The organism is Petralouisia sp. (genome assembly GCF_056822245.1).
Genome location: NZ_JBQIOP010000066.1, coordinates 1 through 17,272 on the forward strand (window position 1 = coordinate 1; position 17,272 = coordinate 17,272).

At 39.5% G+C, this 17,272-nt stretch carries 18 protein-coding genes and 1 tRNA gene; 12 read left to right on the forward strand and 7 right to left on the reverse strand.

Annotated features, from left to right (window positions below; translation table 11 throughout):
- Nucleotides 1-139: 139 nt before the first annotated feature.
- Complete coding sequence (locus ACTO17_RS18000) at nt 140-1,513, reverse strand: D-alanyl-D-alanine carboxypeptidase family protein (RefSeq protein WP_482558906.1); 1,374 nt, start codon at nt 1,511-1,513, stop codon at nt 140-142.
- Between the two features lie 200 nt (nt 1,514-1,713).
- Between ACTO17_RS18000 and trmB the strand changes: the two genes are divergently transcribed.
- From trmB to ACTO17_RS18015, 3 genes are read left to right on the forward strand one after another with little or no spacing between them, the layout of a single operon-like run.
- A complete protein-coding gene (gene trmB / locus ACTO17_RS18005) occupies nt 1,714-2,352 on the forward strand; it encodes a tRNA (guanosine(46)-N7)-methyltransferase TrmB (RefSeq protein ID WP_172537366.1) in 639 nt (212 codons plus the stop codon).
- 54 nt (nt 2,353-2,406) lie between these two features.
- The gene (locus ACTO17_RS18010) at nt 2,407-2,628 is read left to right on the forward strand and encodes a DUF4175 domain-containing protein (protein ID WP_135989690.1); all 222 of its coding nucleotides are present in this window, start codon (nt 2,407-2,409) and stop codon (nt 2,626-2,628) included.
- Nucleotides 2,609-2,923 (forward strand): YbjQ family protein, encoded by a 315-nt coding sequence (locus ACTO17_RS18015; protein ID WP_172537364.1) that lies wholly within the window; start codon nt 2,609-2,611, stop codon nt 2,921-2,923. Before ACTO17_RS18010 ends, ACTO17_RS18015 begins: the two co-directional genes overlap by 20 nt.
- 144 nt (nt 2,924-3,067) lie before the next feature.
- On the opposite strand, the gene ACTO17_RS18020 is transcribed toward ACTO17_RS18015, so the two are convergent.
- From ACTO17_RS18020 to ACTO17_RS18040, 5 genes are all read right to left on the reverse strand, one after another.
- Nucleotides 3,068-4,120, reverse strand: coding sequence for a S66 family peptidase (locus ACTO17_RS18020; protein WP_482558907.1), 1,053 nt, complete (start codon nt 4,118-4,120; stop codon nt 3,068-3,070).
- 74 nt (nt 4,121-4,194) lie between these two features.
- The gene (locus tag ACTO17_RS18025) at nt 4,195-6,714 is read right to left on the reverse strand and encodes a DEAD/DEAH box helicase family protein (RefSeq protein ID WP_482558908.1); all 2,520 of its coding nucleotides are present in this window, start codon (nt 6,712-6,714) and stop codon (nt 4,195-4,197) included.
- Nucleotides 6,684-7,280, reverse strand: a complete 597-nt coding sequence (locus ACTO17_RS18030) for a class I SAM-dependent methyltransferase (RefSeq protein ID WP_482558909.1) — start codon at nt 7,278-7,280, stop codon at nt 6,684-6,686. The genes ACTO17_RS18025 and ACTO17_RS18030 overlap by 31 nt, the downstream gene beginning before the upstream one ends.
- Nucleotides 7,281-7,334: 54 nt before the next feature.
- Complete coding sequence (pepT, locus tag ACTO17_RS18035) at nt 7,335-8,558, reverse strand: peptidase T (RefSeq protein WP_482558910.1); 1,224 nt, start codon at nt 8,556-8,558, stop codon at nt 7,335-7,337.
- Between the two features lie 78 nt (nt 8,559-8,636).
- Complete coding sequence (locus ACTO17_RS18040) at nt 8,637-10,280, reverse strand: CvpA family protein (RefSeq protein WP_482558911.1); 1,644 nt, start codon at nt 10,278-10,280, stop codon at nt 8,637-8,639.
- A gap of 156 nt (nt 10,281-10,436) precedes the next feature.
- On the opposite strand from ACTO17_RS18040, the gene ACTO17_RS18045 reads away from it, so the two are divergent.
- Nucleotides 10,437-10,509, forward strand: a tRNA-Lys gene (locus ACTO17_RS18045).
- Between the two features lie 226 nt (nt 10,510-10,735).
- Here the strand turns inward: ACTO17_RS18045 and ACTO17_RS18050 are convergent.
- Nucleotides 10,736-11,113: a helix-turn-helix domain-containing protein gene (locus ACTO17_RS18050; protein WP_482558912.1), complete on the reverse strand. Its 378-nt coding sequence runs from the start codon at nt 11,111-11,113 to the stop codon at nt 10,736-10,738.
- A 92-nt stretch (nt 11,114-11,205) separates the two neighbouring features.
- Here ACTO17_RS18050 and ACTO17_RS18055 point away from each other — a divergent pair, with 92 nt between their 5' ends.
- From ACTO17_RS18055 to ACTO17_RS18090, 8 genes are all read left to right on the forward strand, one after another.
- Entirely contained in the window at nt 11,206-11,457 is a 252-nt protein-coding gene (locus ACTO17_RS18055; RefSeq protein ID WP_172536654.1) for a hypothetical protein, read from the forward strand.
- Nucleotides 11,458-11,517: 60 nt separating this feature from the next.
- Nucleotides 11,518-11,646 (forward strand): hypothetical protein, encoded by a 129-nt coding sequence (locus ACTO17_RS18060; protein ID WP_482558913.1) that lies wholly within the window; start codon nt 11,518-11,520, stop codon nt 11,644-11,646.
- 113 nt (nt 11,647-11,759) lie between these two features.
- Nucleotides 11,760-12,137 carry a hypothetical protein gene (locus ACTO17_RS18065; protein WP_172536655.1) on the forward strand — a complete coding sequence of 126 codons (378 nt, stop codon included), beginning with the start codon at nt 11,760-11,762 and terminating at the stop codon, nt 12,135-12,137.
- A 40-nt stretch (nt 12,138-12,177) separates the two neighbouring features.
- Complete coding sequence (locus tag ACTO17_RS18070; RefSeq protein ID WP_482558914.1) at nt 12,178-12,852, forward strand: DUF1643 domain-containing protein; 675 nt, start codon at nt 12,178-12,180, stop codon at nt 12,850-12,852.
- 199 nt (nt 12,853-13,051) lie between these two features.
- The gene (locus ACTO17_RS18075) at nt 13,052-13,417 is read left to right on the forward strand and encodes a hypothetical protein (RefSeq protein ID WP_482558915.1); all 366 of its coding nucleotides are present in this window, start codon (nt 13,052-13,054) and stop codon (nt 13,415-13,417) included.
- 318 nt (nt 13,418-13,735) lie between these two features.
- On the forward strand, nt 13,736-15,445 hold the full coding sequence (locus ACTO17_RS18080) for a DUF927 domain-containing protein (protein ID WP_482558916.1): 1,710 nt from the start codon (nt 13,736-13,738) through the stop codon (nt 15,443-15,445).
- A gap of 193 nt (nt 15,446-15,638) precedes the next feature.
- A complete protein-coding gene (locus tag ACTO17_RS18085) occupies nt 15,639-16,658 on the forward strand; it encodes a tyrosine-type recombinase/integrase (protein WP_482558917.1) in 1,020 nt (339 codons plus the stop codon).
- Nucleotides 16,659-16,979: 321 nt separating this feature from the next.
- Entirely contained in the window at nt 16,980-17,237 is a 258-nt protein-coding gene (locus ACTO17_RS18090) for a hypothetical protein (protein WP_482558918.1), read from the forward strand.
- The last annotated feature ends 35 nt before the right edge of the window (nt 17,238-17,272 follow it).

The following is a 17,272-nucleotide window of genomic DNA, read 5'->3' on the forward strand; positions in this document are numbered from 1 at the left end:
TGGGTGTGCGAAAAAATAGTTTGGTTGTTAATTCTATTATCTCGCATCTCCCCATAAAATGGGAGGTTTTTTTACGAAAAATTTTTAAGCGTCAGTGCTGGAAAAAAGAATCTCGAAAATGAGATTCTCTTCCAATGTCTTATTTCCAGTCTTTTTTCCTGTTGAATTTCAGATCCTTATAACTCATCTTCCGCTGTTTTCTGCATTCCAGCTTATATTTAATCAGATAGTAATTATCTACAAATTTATAAATGCCGAAGCCGATTCCAATAAGCAGCGCAACTGCCAGTACCCCCAGAAGAATGTACTTTATATTAATGTTTACCACTACTTTTTCTTCCTGCTCATTTTCTTCTTTTTCCTCATTTTTTGCCTTCTGGAACTTATATTCAGACACCTTTGCCCCGGTTATTTCAATATCTGTTCCGCCTACAGTCCGCCCGGCATACGTATAATGAATATTTCCGATAACATCTTTCGAATTATTAATTTCTGCAATTTCCGGCACAGCGTCAGTAAATGCGGCAGCTTTGGGAAGCACAATGCATCCCTCTTTATTTAATCCCACAAAGGAATCCTCATTTTCAAATATCTTATTCTCTTTGATATCCTGGGAATAATTTTTCTCATTCTCCGCTACATTCCAGAGCTGAAAATTCTCAAAGCAGTAATCAAACAGGGCTCTGGTATCCTGATAGTGATTGGGCGCCTGCTCCCTGGTTACCACACAGATCAAAGTCATGCCGTCTTTTTCTGCAAAAGTAGCCAGCGTGCTTCCGGCCACACTGGTGTATCCAGTCTTTCCGCCGATACAATAGTCGTACAGATACTGCTTGTCTCCCTTGTAATCATTAAGCATCTTATGATGGTTGCTCAGATAAGTTTCTTCATCATGCTTATTGGTAGGCGGTATGGTGTGGCGCCTGGTGTTGACAATCATGCGGAACACATCATTTTTCAGGGCCTCTCTGGAAATCAGAGCCATATCATAGGCACAGGTGACATGCTCTTCGTCCGGCAGGCCGTGGGGATTGTTAAAATGCGTATCCTTGCACCCCAGCTCCTTTGCCTTGTCATTCATCATATTGATAAAGTCATCATAATCCTTGCCCACATGCTCTGCAATGGCATAGCCGCATTCATTGGCAGACTCCAGCATCAGGCCGTACAGACATTCTTCCATGGTCATAACTTCATCCACGTCCCTGGAAATGCCGGACCCTTCCGTCTTGTAAACTGCATTCTTGGAAAAAACCACTTCTTCATCCAAATTGCTGTTTTCCACCGCCAGTAAACTTGTCATAATCTTTGTAATGCTTGCAGGGTATGACTGCTGATGGGAATTCTTATCATATAAAACCGTTCCTGTGGACGCCTCGATAACAACCGCTGATTCCCCTGCAATCTGTGGGCCTTCCGGCCAGTATTCTTCCGCCCGGACAGTCACAAAATTCATCTGAAAGAGACTTACAGCCCCTATAATCAGACCTGTCCATATCTTTCTCTTTTTCATGAAATTTCTCCTTAAGTTCTCCTGCAGGCTGCATGAACGCCTTCAAACTGCCTGCCGCATCTTTGTTAAGATATTTTACGAAATATCTCATTTATTTTACAAATCTGTTACAAGTTTCATATAGTATAACATATTGCAAGTTGCGTTGCAACTTCTGGTATGGTATTATAGCTTTATTATATCATTTTTCGGAGGTATTTATGAGATTGAGAAATATCCCAGGTTCCAGAGAAGCCATTGCAGAAAGTCATTGGTGCATCCAGGAGCCGGAGCAGTATAAAGGAAACTGGCGGCAGGTTTTTTGCAGCGGCAATCCCATCCATATTGAAATCGGCATGGGAAAAGGGCAGTTTCTAATGACTCTTGCAAAGCAAAATCCCCAAATCAACTATATCGGCATTGAAAAATATTCCAGTGTCCTCCTTCGGGCCCTTCAGAAAATGGAAGAAGAACCTCTGGAAAATATCCGCTTTATCCGAATGGAGGCAGAGACCATCTGCGATATTTTTCAGGAAAATGAGATAGCAAAAATCTATCTGAACTTTTCTGATCCCTGGCCGAAAGACCGTCATGCAAAACGGCGGCTTACTTCCCGTCAGTTTTTTGCCCGCTACAATTCCATTTTAGCAAAAGAAGGTAACGTGGAATTTAAAACGGACAACCGGGAGCTTTTTGATTTTTCCCTGGAGGAAGTAAAAGAAGCGGGATGGACGTTAGACGGAATCACCCGGGATCTGCACCGGGACGAAAGTATGAATGCCGGAAATGTCATGACAGAATACGAAGAGCGTTTTTCCTCTATGGGAAATTCTATTTACAAATTGATTGCATCCAGGTAAGAGAAAGCGTATAATGAAATTGTTCCAGGTTTTCAGCATGTAAAGGAGTATATTATGAAAAGTACAAAATTAATTGCCCCAGTGATTATTACAGTAATTCTGATGCTGTTTTTGCTTAGTTACTTTTTCTTATGGACGATTTTGCCTGTACCTGCTGTCATAAAAATTGTATTTCTCCTGGCGCTGTTGGCCCTTATGGGCGTTTCAGTGTACAACTTAGTGGAAAGAATTCAAGAGATAAGGAGCGGTGAAGAAGATGATCTTAGTAAATACTGATTATATTACCGGCAAAGAGCTTGAAATGCTCGGCCTGGTAAAAGGAAGCACGATTCAGTCCAAAAATATCGGACGCGACATTACCCAGGGCTTTAAAACCATTGTTGGAGGCGAATTGAAAGCTTACAACGAAATGATGAATGAAGCAAGGGCCCTTGCCACCAAGCGTATGGTGGAAGAAGCAACCGCTTTAAAAGCAGACGCGGTTGTAAACATCCGGTATGCTTCTTCTGCGATTATGCAGGGAGCCGCTGAAGTAATTGCTTATGGAACGGCAGTAAGATTTACCAATTAGAAACTTCGCCTGTTTTTATATCAGGCCCTTAGAAACAATTCAGACAACAAAAACAGCGGGACTGTCCTTCGTTTCATCAAAGGACAATCCCGTTGTTTTATGTATCAAGTGCATATATTTGGCAGCAAGCGGCTTTCCCGCCTTTTATAAGAATACAATCTCCTGCTTTCCTGCATCCACCCGGATACGGGCGCCATAAGGCAGGATCGCTCTGGGCAGTGCATGTCCAACATTCACATTATACAGAATCGGCAACTCTTTATCCCCAAACATTTCCAAATAAACTTTCTTATATTCTTCATAATACTGCTCATCCTGGGGCTTGCCCACAATCATCCCGTTAGTGCCCTCAAATACCCCTGCCCGTTCCAGAGATTGCAGCTCTGTATACAGCAATTCGGGCGAAGGCTTTTCCTCACAAGTTTCCAAAAAAACAATTTTCCCTTTCCACTCTTCTTTTTTGGGAAAAATATGATATTTCCGGCAAATTTCTCCTTCTTCTTTATATCGTTTGGACTCCAGCATATCATACATGGATTCCAGGCAGCCGCCAAGTAATTCCCCTTCAAAAACCCGGGCTCCCTGAAGAAGCTCATATCCGCGGGTTTCCTTATGGGAAATACGCTCACTCCCTACTGCAGCCCTGGAAAAATCCACCCGTTCCTCATACCAAGTCCCGCTTGGACGTATGGAATGAAAGCCATGGAAACAGCCTAAAAAGGCTTCCCGGGAATAAGGCAGCATTTCATTTGCCATTTCAGCAAATTCACACAGAAATGACTGGCCATAAAACGTCTGAAGCCCGATTCTATAAAACATCAGATGATTCACCGTGGTATCTGAAAATCCCAGAAACAGCTTGGGAGAATTCCGTACCGCCTGAATAAACTCTGTATCCTCCATCAGATAAGGCAGCAGTCGGAATGTGTCATCCCCGCCGATTGCAGCAATAATCCCATGGATGGAAGTATCCAAAAAAGCCTGCTTCAAATCTTCCGCCCGCTTTTGGGGATATTGATTCAGATAATCCTCCCCTTTCAGTGAGTTGGGCATAAACACCGGAGTAAGCCCGAATTCCTCCATTCGTTTCCTGCCTATTGCCAGGCTGTGGCTGCAACATTCTTCTCCAAGCATTCCGCTGGAAAGGCTGACAACTGCGATACGGTCGCCGGGCTTTAAATAGTGGGGTTTTATCATTTTGATTCTCCTTTTCAAATTTTCTCGGTTCTGTGTTCTGTCCTGCAGAGAAATCCGGCAAATACAGCAATACGCTATCTTTCCATGTATCTTCTCCTGTAATACTCCATAGTCCGATATTCCAAAATATCCTTCATATGGTATCGCAGCTTTTCATCTTCCATCCAGTCTTTTAATTCCTCCCGGATAGCCAGCGCATACCCTTCTTTTTCAATAAAAAATCCTTTTCCGGATGCTTTCAGAAATTTAACTGGCATGGTTTTGGCTTTGCTCAAATGCTGCTTATCTGTCATATTCCGGTATTCCTCCAAAGAAATGCCCGGGGCAAAATCCTTCCAATTTGTTCCCGAATGAAAGAATTCCTTCCAACTTTCCAACAGTTCTTCATCTGTAACCTGCAGCCGCAGATTTCCATGATTATAAAAACTGTACAATACCGGCATTTTATAAACTTTCTGCATATCCGTCGTTTCTATCAGGGAAATAAACTCCCTGCAGATTCCGGAATAGAGATTTTCTTCTCCAGGCGAAAGTTCCTGCAAATCATGCAGAAACTCCAGATATCTGCGGAAAGGATTTTCCTTCGCATGTTTCATACAGTACTGATAAATATCATCTTCCATATGAGTAAACAATTCCATTCTGGAAGGAATTTTACCATTCAGCAGATCTTTCACACGGTAATACTCCTGTACAATCCGCTCTTTCACAGACAATGACTTTTTCTCCAACTCATGAAAAAGATCAATCAGGCGCATGTCAAAATCCACAATACAGTCATCCGGATATTCCATATCATGACAGACGGAAAGGCTTTTTCCTTCCAATGACTGTTCACCACTCAGCAGAAGAGGAGCCTTTCCTGCTTTCTGATAATTTCCGATAAAATCAAGGACATTCAGATATTTCTTTCCTTTCCAGGTACGAAGCCCCCTGCCCAACTGCTGCAAAAATACAACGGGGGATTCCGTGGGCCGCAAAAACATTACCATATCCAACGAGGCGATATCCAATCCTTCATTGAACATGTCTACAGAAAAAATTACTTTAATTTCCTGATTTTTCAAACGGCTGATCGCCGCATCCCTGTCCTGTGAAAATTCACCGTTTGCATTGCTGTATACTGCCACAGACGGAATTTTTCTTTTGCAGAATTCTCTTGCCATATCTTCCGCATGCTGTCTGGAACAGCAGAAACCCAATGCCCGTCTGGAAGGATATTTCCGGTAATATTTATAAATCAAATCATATCTGTTAATATTATTCTTATAAATTTCTGTCAGCTCCCGCTCATCGTAACGTCCCTTTACCAGATGCAGGCCGGAATAATCTGTCTCATCAAAAATTCCATAATAATGAAAAGGAACGAGAATTCCTTTATTGATTGCTTCCTTCAGGGAAATTTCATAGGGCACCTGGTAATCACAGATTTCATAAATATCTTTTCCATCCATCCGCTCCGGCGTAGCCGTAAGCCCAAGCATAAACTGAGGTTTAAAATAATCTATAATCTTCCTGTACTGTTTATTGACGGCATGGTGAAATTCATCAATCACAATATAATTAAAATAATCTGCCGGAAAATACTCCTCCTGAAGATACTCCGCTCTTCCCAGCGTTGCAACAGAAGCAAAAATAACAGATTTACCAGTATCCTTCTGCTTTCCGTGGAAAAAGCCGTAATCCTCAGAATTTCTGACATTCTGAAAAGAAACTGCCGCCTGTTTAAGAATTTCCTCCCGGTGGGCAACAAACAGTACTCTTTGATACTTTGCAGAATCAAAAGCCGCAAGATAGGTCTTTCCAACGCCTGTAGCCGCCTGAACCAGTCCTTTCACCGCCCCTTCCGCCCTGCTTTCCTCTAAAGCATACAGTGCTTCAATTTGTGCGCCCCTGGGCTGAAAGAAAGGTTTGACGTTACGGCCTGATTCATCGTCTGTTTCCTTCTGACTGTCATATCTCTCCAAATCCCTGGCCACCGCCGGCTTATGCCAATTCCTGGAATACCGTTTTAATTCCTCATGATCTATCACAATGGAATGATGATAGAATAAATCTTCAAATGTCTGATAAAACAACTGAAAATTCCTTTCATCACATTGATTGGTAAAACGGTAATTCCATTCGATTCCCGATGTCAGCGCGCTTCTCGAAACATTGGAAGAACCGATATAAATTTCACTGAAAGATCCTTTATGAAACATATAAGCTTTGGGATGAAACGAACGGCTTTTATCATTGTAAAAGCGCAGATCCACACGGTCACCCAATTCTTTTTTCAATAAATATAAGGCGGAAGGCTGAGTAATTCCAAGATAATTTCCAGTCAAAATTCTCACTCTTGCCCCGCTGTCCAACGCAATCCGCAAATCATTCAAAATCATACGCACACCGGATTCCATCAGAAAAGAAACGATAATATCAATTTTTTCCGCTCCCCTAAAACTCATTCTGAGCTGATAATACAAAAATTTGTCCGGATTGCTTCCGCCGGTAATCACATCCACAGGCTGTATCTGCAAAAGCTTCGGTTCTTCCGTTCCCATCTGATCTTCCGGAACAATTATTTTTTCCTCAAAATTAAATTGAGCCATTTCTCATTCCCCCGCCCCGGCCTCACATCCGAAGTAATCCACTGTTTTTCCCGTTGTAAATCTTTTATATCTGTCAGAAACTCCTTAAAATTGTTTTCCGTCATATCGGTAAAATACCTGCCGTTCCGCTCTCCCTCAAAAGTTCCGTATTTAAAGGAAACGTACAGAATTCCCTGCTTTTTCAGAGCTTTTATCATTTTTAGAAATACAGATTTCAACTCAGCAGAGGGAAGATGCAAAACAGAAGCACAGGCCCAGATTCCGTCATAGCATTCCGTTTTATCTAACTCCTGAAACAATTTTTGTTTTACCTGAATCCCTGAATACTGGCTGGCAATGCTGCAGAGTTCTTTCGAACCGTCTATTGCTTCCACCTGAAAGCCCTTTTCCAGAAAATATTTTGCATCACGTCCTGCCCCGCAGCCAAAATCGAGAATATGCGCTCCTTTGGGCAATCTATCTGCAAATAAACCCTGAACGCTTCTTAAATCTGAATCGATCGTTCCCGCAGCAAATTCCCTTGCATTTTTATCATAATATGCTATGGTTTTGTCTGTATTTGTCACCTTATTCCCCTATCTCACTTTAAATTTCTATTTTCCTCGGAAATAACTTCAAATTTACGCTTGATCCACAGCCCGTTCCACAATCCCCTTAATCACCTTCACCACAGCCTTCATTCCTTCCACTGTCACATGCTCCTTAGGCCCGTGGAAGGCATATCCTCCCGTTCCCAGGTTCGGGCAGGGAAGTCCCATAAAACTCAGCCTGCCGCCGTCCGTGCCGCCTCGGATAGGCAGGGAAGCCGGTTCCAGCCCGGCTGCTTTGATGGCTTCTTTTGCTTTTTCCACCACAAAGAAATGCTTCTCCATCACCTCCAGCATATTCCGGTAGCTCTCTTTCAGTTCCAGCGTCACTGTGCCCGCGCCGTATTTTTTATTCATCTTCTCTTCAATTTCTCGAAGGGTCTGCTGCCGCTTTTCAAAGATTTCGCTGTCGTGATCCCTGACAATATAGTCCAGACGGGCCTCGTTGACATCTCCGCTCATTCCCTCCAGATGATAGAAGCCTTCCCGTCCTTCCGTATGCTCCGGCGTCTCCTGCACTGGCAGCAAAGACTGAATTTCACAGGCAATGGAAGCTGCATTGACCATAATATTTTTGGCGGAACCGGGATGGACGTTCACTCCTTTAATGATAAAACGGGCAGATGATGCGTTGAAATTCTCATAAGCCACTTCACCCTCATAGTCACCGTCCACTGTATAAGCATACTCTGCCTGAAAATAATCCAGATCAAACATATCCGCCCCGGCTCCCACTTCTTCATCGGGAGTAAAGCCGATCCAGATATCTCCGTGAGGCATCTTCTCTGTTATGATTTCTTCCGCAGCAGTGACAATGGCCGCAATTCCCGCCTTGTCATCCGCACCCAAAAGAGTTGTACCGTCTGTGGTGATCAACGTTCTTCCTTTTAAAGAAGATAAATGGGGAAAATCACTGACTTTTATCACATCTCCGGTTGCCGGAAGAACCACATCTTCTCCATTATAATCTGAAATCACCTGGGGCTTCACATCTTTTCCGGAAAAAGCTACCGCTGTGTCCATATGGGCAATAAATCCCATGGGCTTCTTCTGCTCGAATCCTTCCGTTGCCGGAAGCAGACCGTAAACATAACAATGTTCATCCCTCTTCACTTTTACCAGTCCCAGTTCCTTTAATTCCTTTGCCAGTTCATCTGCAAGGGCAAACTGCCGCTCTGTGCTTGGGATGGTATCTTTGCCATCCTCAGAAGTGGTCCAGTAAGAAACATATTTTAAAAATCTCTCCTGTATTTTCATAATAACCTCCAATGTAAAACCTGTTGTTTCTGAATTTCAGCTGAAATTAACAGCAATATTTCTGCCAGGGTTTCAGCATCACTTCTGAATCTCCGTTACCTTCACAGGATTATCCCCTTCCAGATAGGAAATCCGAATGCTGTCTCCTGTATTATATCTTATAATATCAAGCAAATCCGCATTGGACAAGTCAATGTCAAAGATCTCTTCTTTTCCCTCCAATGAAAAATAAATATGGGAGGTTCCCTCGATATTAACCGGCATCAAACTGCCTATTTTCCCGGAAGCTGATTTGCTCTCCTGGCCGGTTCCCGCGGCAATTCCGTTGGTTTTCAAAAGCTGGGTATAGGATTTCTCACATTCCTTAATGGAGTCACCGGTAGCCACCCACTGGTATTTCTGAATATTTACCATGGCATACATTTTCACCAGTCCTGCGCCGTCTTTCAGCGCCATAAAATATGTGGGTTCCCCGGAAATATTCAAAAGCAGCGGAAATGTTGCCTGATAGCCCAGATTCTGTACCTGGCCTTCTGCAGACGACATGGCAGATTTCTCCGTCGCGCCCTCTATTTTGTAAAAACGTGTCTCCATGGTACGCTGATTCATCAGCACAAATCCCACATTCGACTGATCGCCGCTGACGCTGGTAACGCCGGAATACACCCAAACATCGTCCTCCAAGGCAATATAATTATAGCCGTCTGTAGTTTCCAGACAGTCCTTCTGTCCCAGAATACTGTTGAAAAATCCGTGCTTCAAGGTTCCGTTATAGTCATAAAGCTCCATCAAAAGCTCCGCCTGAAATACTTTATCCACCCATTGGGGAACATCTTCAATCTTATAATCACTGCATTCTCCTGTTACCGCATTGCAGATTACAACATTTCCAATGGTCACTCCTCCAAACAGTCCGATATTAAACTTTTTCACCGGACAAATCCAGTAAGGGGTTCCCTCTTCATCAATTTCAAAAAACAACTGCTCTGTGAAGATATAGGTAGGATACTTAAAACGGAGATGCCGGTAAATATTCCGGTTCAGATATTCTGATTTAGAATATTTGATCCCTTCGCTTAATTTCACGCATTCAGTATCCTGGGTAGCCATATCTATCTTTATATAAGCGGGAATTCCTGATTTCTGGTTCGTCAGCCATTTGATGGGGCTGGCATAAACCAAAGGCGATACCCTTACCGGCTTATTATTTACATTAATCTGGCTGTAATCGTTGGCTACTTCAAACTGCGATACCATATCCACCATACTTCCCATTTTCCGATCTCCCAAAAGGGCTGCGGAATCTTTATCTAAAATAGGAATCGTATTGTAATCCACCTGTGAAATATCTTCAGAAAAATTCCGTTCCTCAACGGTCATCAATTGCTGATACTTCTTTGCATTGATAATCGGAGAAGAAAGAAACGTTCCAATCACCAGAATTAAAATTAATATCCCTGTTATGCCGAATCCAATTTTAGAAACCATGCCGAACTGGATGTCCATCAGCTGATGAAGTCCCCCTTTGCCCTGGCCCTTTTCTCTCCCTTTCCATGATTTACGAAACGAAAAAAGCAGGGTCAGAACAATAGCCCCTCCAATCAGAAACCACCAGGTTCCCATGGAATGGATATTGAATGCAGGAATCGTAATATAGTAATATAGAAATGCTGCAATTGCCAAAAGAAACACAATCACTATATTTTTACCAGTTTTTTTCATTTTTCTTCTCCTTAATTGTATTATTTAATTAGTACAATTCTACCCTTTTCTAATTATTATGTCAAGTTAGCTAAATGTTAAAAAAAAATTAAAAAAGTTCTTGCAATTCTAAATTTTTTATTATATAATATATCTCGTGTTAAAGATATAACAGACGCGCTTCTAGCTCAGTTGGTAGAGCACCTGACTCTTAATCAGGGTGTCCAGGGTTCGAGCCCCTGGAGGCGCACTGAAAGCACTGTTTTTGATGACTGTGAGCATCGGGGACGGTGTTTTTTTTGTGACTTTTTCAGGTAAATGGGTAATCTATATAAGGATAAAATAAGTTTGGCGCGAAATCCGGCGCGAAGTGGTCGCGAATCTGGCGCGGATATATAGATAGTATGCCTTATCAAATCTTTACAATTCAATAAATATTAATAGCACAAAAGCAGGGAAATCCCTGCCTGCTCTTTTTAAATTTCTTTTGTTTTTTCCGGTTCATGCTTCTTTGATACATCACATAATTTCATTACATCTTTAATAACCTGTAAAATTATCTGTTTTTCTTCTCTGGTTCTGTCATTTATCTGCGCAACAATCTGCAGAGATAAAGAATCTTCTTCCTGAACAGAAGATACAGAATCCGAAAAAAATTCACTCAGACTAATATTTAACTGGTTGCATATCTGCTCTATTACTTTTACGGTTGGGTTCTTTAAATTCCTTTCCAGTAAGCCCAGATAGGTTGTTGTAATATTTGCACGTAATGCAAGTTTTTCCTGGCTTAATCCGCTGTTTATCCTCAGTTCATGAATTCTCTTACCTATATTAAAATTAGTTTTCATATCCATAATTATAGTTTATATTGTTGACAATTATTATTCAAACTGATATAGTTATTTATATATAAAGTAACTATAATTACTATCAGGAGGAACACAATATGATTGTGGTGTTATCAACAGTAATTGCATGTGTATTAACGGCTTTATTAGCCTGTTTTCTTTATCCTATAGCAGGATTATTTTGGTTTCTTGGAAAAGTGGGTGATATAGTCGGCATTATTGGTAATTGGATTTTTACCCATGCAAATGCGGCGATAAAGCATTTATGGGCTGACCTCAGGAATTCGTCCAAAGGCACATCCGATAATGGGAATAATAATGAAAAGCCTGATGTAGCTGAAAAATTTTAATAAACCATTACATTTATCAAACCTTAAGAACAGGATTTTATTTAGAAAGGAGATTTTAAGATGAACTGGATTTGCAAAAACTGTGGCAGGACTATGACAACAAATTCACCGACTGCAAAGCCTACGGGAGGAACCTGCAAAAAAGATAAAAATGGAAAAATGAAGCCCCATAACTGGGTGAAGAAATAAGAGATTCAAATATATATCATTATTATGAAGGTTATCTTCAAAGTAAAAGGAACAGGTTCATACAATCTGTTCTTTTTTTCGTGCAAATTTCAGGGAAAGGAGGAGAAAACAAAGTGAAAACCATAAAAATCTATACAAAAAGCCAGCTTATTCTTTTACGGAATGTCAATCCATTTTTAAGGCGGTACAGACTGCCAAAAAAAGTATTAAAAAGAATAGATTACATACTGGAAGAAGAACACCTTGGAAAACAGGGATTTTTACTCATATTGCTGGCTCCTGTAAAAGACGACATCCGCGAGATTGAGGACGGTGCAAACGTATACCCATTGAAACTCGAATTTACTGCAGACCTTGAATGTATAAAAGTCAGAAACATAGAATCTGGAAAAATCAAAAGTAAAGAATGGTTCTTAGTAAAACTTTATATTCCAAAGACTGACAGCTATATTTATGCCATCTATTCTATCCTGCAGAAATATTTAAAATGAATTTTCCTGTATTTTAACCATCCAAAAAGGAGAACCGTTTATGGAAAAAGCCAAACAGAATGCAGCATCTGAAAAAGAAATGCAAACAGTTTCAGAAAAAGAAATGCAAACAGTTTCAGAAAAAGAAATGCAAACAGTTTCAGAAAAAGAAACGCAAACAGCATTACCGGAAAAAATAAAGCAAACAATATTATTGGAAAAAACAGGAATATTCAGTAAATCTTTAAGCAGAAGATACGAATATACCATAAAATGTAAAGGAGTGGATACCAAAAAAATCCTTGTAATCTGCACAAACCCTGCTTCATCCAATCTTCTGGCAGTTGATACAACAACAAACTACCTGATGAACAACCTCTTTGCCATGGGATACAGCACCATTACTTTATGTAACCTGTTTGCAGAAATTACAAATAAGCTAAAACCTGCAAAAGCAGAAGATAATGCAGATAACATGGAATATTTAAAAGAAATCTTAAAAAGGGATTTTGATGAAATCCTGTTAGGTTTCGGCAATGGATTTACAAGTAATAAAAGAGTCAAAGCTGAAAAAGAAACGCTTTATAAAATATTGAAACCATATGCTAAAAAATTAGTGGAATTAGTAGATACAGACGGAACTTATAAAAACCTGAAAACCATACATCCGCTATTTGCCGGACAAAGATTTTCAGGGAAATGGATGATAAGAAAATTTAATTTCCCAAAATTGTAAGGAGGAGAAATTTATGGATTACTTTATAGGAATCTGTATCGGGATTGTAGTTATTAATGTAGTGTATCTAAATGTAATTATCTGGGAAGGAGTGTGAGAATTTATGGTATCAGGAGAAATTATTGCAGGAATCACATTAGTCGTAAGTATTCTGAAAATTGTTGTGCAGCATAGAGGAAAGAAAGGACGCTGAATAAAAATGTACAAAATAATCCCAAACAAAACCTCCCTGCTGCAATTTGAAAATGAAACAAAAAATACCTTATCCTTATGGAAGAACCGCCCTGCAGTCGATAACATTAAAACCATGGCAGAACAGTTAGACATTTATTATGGGAAAAACCGGGATATCTTTGCAGATATGGGTGGCTATATTGTAATTATTTATGGGGAAACGACAGAAATAGAAAAAGAGCATGAAGAAATTCTGAACCGCCATTTTCTGAAAAAAGATTTCTATGAATTTGAAGATATATATGAGCATGAGGGTGAAACCGTAACCGTCAGGCTTTATTTATGTTCCTCTGATTATTCTGTGGCTACTGTATCAGTAGTTCATGGATAAGCAAGTGAAAGATTCGGTATGCTGAATCATTGGGTATTCATTTTGGAAATCCTTCTTTGGTTCAGCATACCAGTATTTTTACCCACACATTCCAAATGCTTTTATTTTTTTAACTTTTACTATGAAATAAAATAGATTTCCGGGAACTTTAAAAAAATATTTAGTTTATTCATTATTTAGTCATTAGTGGTAAGTTTTATGCATATTACTAATCTTATACAAGCCAATTTTGTCCAAAAAAACTGTCATTGCAGGAATATAATTGGTAATTTATATCTAATTATAAATAATATAAAGAAGAAAGGATGGATTAGTAATATGAACCTGACAGCTACTATCAATAAAGCAAGTAATAAAAGAGAAAATTATTTCACATATGAGAAATATGGAATTGAAAATGGAAATTATGGCATTTTTGAACGAAAAAAAGATTCCAATACTTTCATACCAAAGGGTTCCGCTATCTATGTAGATAAAATAATTAACCGCATAGACACCGGAGAAAAATTCTTAATGCTGCATTTTTATGATTCTCAGGGCTGTAAAGTGAAAACAACATTTCCCAGAAAGGACTTGACCGAAACAGGAATTATGGCTCTGTTGGGGTTTGGAGCCCAGATTTTAAAACAGGATGCCAGAGCATTAATTACAAGCATAATGAATCAGGAACCAAATGCGCCATACCGGTTAGAACATAAAAAACTCGGATTTTCCATATATGATGGAAAAACAGTATTTTTGGCAAAAAATGCTATTGGGGCAGATTCAAAGTATGACGGGAAATTAAAAATTGGAAAAACCGGAAAATATAAGAAATGGAATGAAATGATAAAAGAAGAAGTCATTGGCAACATTCCACTTGAATTCATACTGGCAGTAGCCGGGAGCGGAATATTCACAGACTACCTCAGGGATAAGGTACAGGTTGAAAATGTGATTGTCAATCTGGTTGGGGAAAGTTCCACTGGAAAAAGCACTGCAGGATTACTTCTGGTAAGCTGTGGGGCTAAACCAACCTTTCAGGGGAATAGCCTTGCACTGAATTTCTCCGACACGCAAAATGCAATCTTAGCAAGCATCCCATCCAGTTACCCGGTTTTGATAGATGAAGGCTCTTTATGCCGATACAATCCCACCAGTTTTTTATACAATATATCCAGTGGGAAAGAAAAGGAACGTCTTACAAAAAATCTGGATAAAGCAGACGCATCCTATTTCAGTACAGCAATCGTTACCACAAGTGAAAAAAGCCTCCTTAGCATGGCAGATGAAAACTCAGGCCTTCTGGTTCGTGTATTGGAGATTGAAAATGTAGTATGGACAAAAAGTGCAGAATCATCCGACAAAATTAAAAATATTATTTCCAGTAACCATGGGTGGCTGATTCCAAAACTTGCTGAAAAAATTCTGTCTGTAGAAAGAGAACAGGGGCAGGAAGAAATCATTTCCAGATATTATCATTTCCATAAATTACTGGTAGAGAACTCAAAACAGCAGGGACACTATAATAACCTTACAGAACGGGCATGTAAACAGTATGCACTCATCCTGTTAAGTGCAAGTTTCATCGAAGATGTCATTGGCATCCGCCTGCATATAGATGAACTCATTAATTTTATAGAAACCCACAGCCCAATAAAAGAAGAAAACCGTGTGGATATTGGCCAGAGGGCTTTATCATATCTTATGCAGTATATTTCAGAACATTACAGCCAATTCTGCATTGAAGGTGATTCAGCCGATTTTGTTCCAAAAGACTGTGCCGGACGCATTACAAAAGTGTGTCCATCCACCCTGATAGACGGAACGCCATATAGCAAACGTCTCTATATTACAAATATTAAGCTCACATCTATACTTCATGCAGGCCAATTTCCTGATATAAAAGTTATATTAAAACGCTGGAAAGAAAAAGGAATTTTAAAAAGTGAAAAAGACCGTTATATTTCAGACATTCACATTGTAAAAAATATGCCAACAGTAAAAGGCTACATAATTAATATGTCAGAACAGGAAGGGCAACAATAACAGAAAAGGAAGGTGAAACATTATGAAAAAAAGTTCTATTACGGGGTCAGTGCGACCCCGCCCCTCCAAAGATAATATAAAATATTTTGACGTCATACTGGAACTTGGAAAGGAGCCAGGAACGGGAAAACGTTTAAGGGCAGGTTTCCGATGCGAAACAACAGACAGGCGAAAAGCTGAAGAATTTTTGCTTATGAAAAAAGCAGAGTATTTAAAAGGCGAATTCCTTATGCCTTCTGATATGACAGTTGCATATTACCTTGATGAATACCTCGAATTCTGTGAAAGCAGTGATTACAGCCCTGCAACCATCAGGGATTACCGGAATGTAATAGAAAGGTATTTAAAGCCAGTTTTTGGAAAGACAAAATTACAGGAACTACATAAGCTGCAGATACAGCAGGCATACAATAAATGGCGTATAAAATCCAATGCCAGTGACAACCCCTTAAAAGCTACCACCATCCATCACATTAACCGTGTATTTAAAGCAGCATTAAATGAAGCAGTGGAACGCCAGTATATCAGGCAGAATCCTACGCATAAGCTGAAAATACCAAAAGACCCAAAAACAAATAAGCTGGATGTATATACCATTGAAGAAATCAGGGAATTGCAAAAAAGCGTAAAAAATACAGATATGGAACTTCCAGTTGCTTTACTTTTTGACTGTGTCATGCGCCGGGGAGAATTATTAGGCCTGAAATTTTCAGACATTAACTTTGATACTTCTACCGTCACTGTCCGCCATTCATTAGTAGAATCTGAGGACAGTAAAATTCCTGTCTTAAAAGACTGTAAAACGGATGAATCCTACCGTGAAATTGTTGTCAGCGAATATACTTTAAAACTGCTAAAAAAGCAAAAAGTAAAATACAAGGAAAATAAACTGAGATATGGAAAAGACTTCCATAATACTAATTTTGTTATTTGCCAGGAAAATGGAAAAGCATTCCTTCCGAAAAGTTTTACAAGAAAATGGGCAAGAACTTTAGAAATACATGGACTGCGCCATATCAAACTTCATGGTACAAGACATAGTGCAATCTCCCTCTTATTATCGGAAGGAATACCCCTGCATATCGTACAGCAAAGGGCTGGACACAAAGACCCTCAGATTACATTGGCAGTCTATTCCCATGTTGCAAAAGATAAACAGAATATAGTGGCTGAAAAACTGGATAACCTGATATTTTCAGCAGTCAATGAATAAAAACCACCTGATTACCATTCAGATACACAGGCAGTACCATTCTGTAAACAAAAAATGCCCGAAATCCCGTAGAAAAAAACAATTATAAAAAATTTTAGGAAAAACTCTGTTTCTTTTTCTCTGAAAATCAACAGTTCAGACATATACTTTACTGAAAAACAATTATTTCAGAAAGATAAATTTTTATGTGATTAAAATTTTAGCGGGATTTCGGGCAAAAAGTTTTAATGGAAAACATAAAAATTTTTCAGTATAATTATGATATAATAGAATAAAGTTTTATTGTTTCATGTTACAAATTTATCAAACCGAGGTGATGAGGTGAAGGAAAAAACAAAAAATATAACAGAGGCCATGACAAAACGTACCGCAAAAAACAGCGTATTCCTTGACCTTTTTCAGAATAAGAATTATCTTTTAAAGCTGTATAAAACGCTTCATCCGGAAGATATCACAGCAACAGAAGATTCATTGACCGATATAACAATAAAAAATGTGCTGACTGACAATTTTTATAATGATTATTCCGATTCTTGGTTTATCCCGATTTTAACACAGGCAGACTGGGAAATGCAATAAATAACTGCTTTCCCAGCCTGTCTTTTCTTAAAAAA

Coding starts and splice junctions, on each gene's coding strand:
- ACTO17_RS18075 (WP_482558915.1), top strand. CDS start 13,052: ATGTACAAAATAATCCCAAACAAAACCTCCCTGCTGCAATTTGAAAAT.
- ACTO17_RS18085 (WP_482558917.1), top strand. CDS start 15,639: ATGAAAAAAGCAGAGTATTTAAAAGGCGAATTCCTTATGCCTTCTGAT.
- ACTO17_RS18060 (WP_482558913.1), top strand. CDS start 11,518: ATGAACTGGATTTGCAAAAACTGTGGCAGGACTATGACAACAAATTCA.
- ACTO17_RS18040 (WP_482558911.1), bottom strand. CDS start 10,280: ATGAAAAAAACTGGTAAAAATATAGTGATTGTGTTTCTTTTGGCAATT.
- ACTO17_RS18000 (WP_482558906.1), bottom strand. CDS start 1,513: ATGAAAAAGAGAAAGATATGGACAGGTCTGATTATAGGGGCTGTAAGT.
- ACTO17_RS18080 (WP_482558916.1), top strand. CDS start 13,736: ATGAACCTGACAGCTACTATCAATAAAGCAAGTAATAAAAGAGAAAAT.
- ACTO17_RS18070 (WP_482558914.1), top strand. CDS start 12,178: ATGGAAAAAGCCAAACAGAATGCAGCATCTGAAAAAGAAATGCAAACA.
- pepT (WP_482558910.1), bottom strand. CDS start 8,558: ATGAAAATACAGGAGAGATTTTTAAAATATGTTTCTTACTGGACCACT.
- ACTO17_RS18025 (WP_482558908.1), bottom strand. CDS start 6,714: ATGGCTCAATTTAATTTTGAGGAAAAAATAATTGTTCCGGAAGATCAG.
- trmB (WP_172537366.1), top strand. CDS start 1,714: ATGAGATTGAGAAATATCCCAGGTTCCAGAGAAGCCATTGCAGAAAGT.
- ACTO17_RS18010 (WP_135989690.1), top strand. CDS start 2,407: ATGAAAAGTACAAAATTAATTGCCCCAGTGATTATTACAGTAATTCTG.
- ACTO17_RS18055 (WP_172536654.1), top strand. CDS start 11,206: ATGATTGTGGTGTTATCAACAGTAATTGCATGTGTATTAACGGCTTTA.
- ACTO17_RS18020 (WP_482558907.1), bottom strand. CDS start 4,120: ATGATAAAACCCCACTATTTAAAGCCCGGCGACCGTATCGCAGTTGTC.
- ACTO17_RS18015 (WP_172537364.1), top strand. CDS start 2,609: ATGATCTTAGTAAATACTGATTATATTACCGGCAAAGAGCTTGAAATG.
- ACTO17_RS18050 (WP_482558912.1), bottom strand. CDS start 11,113: ATGGATATGAAAACTAATTTTAATATAGGTAAGAGAATTCATGAACTG.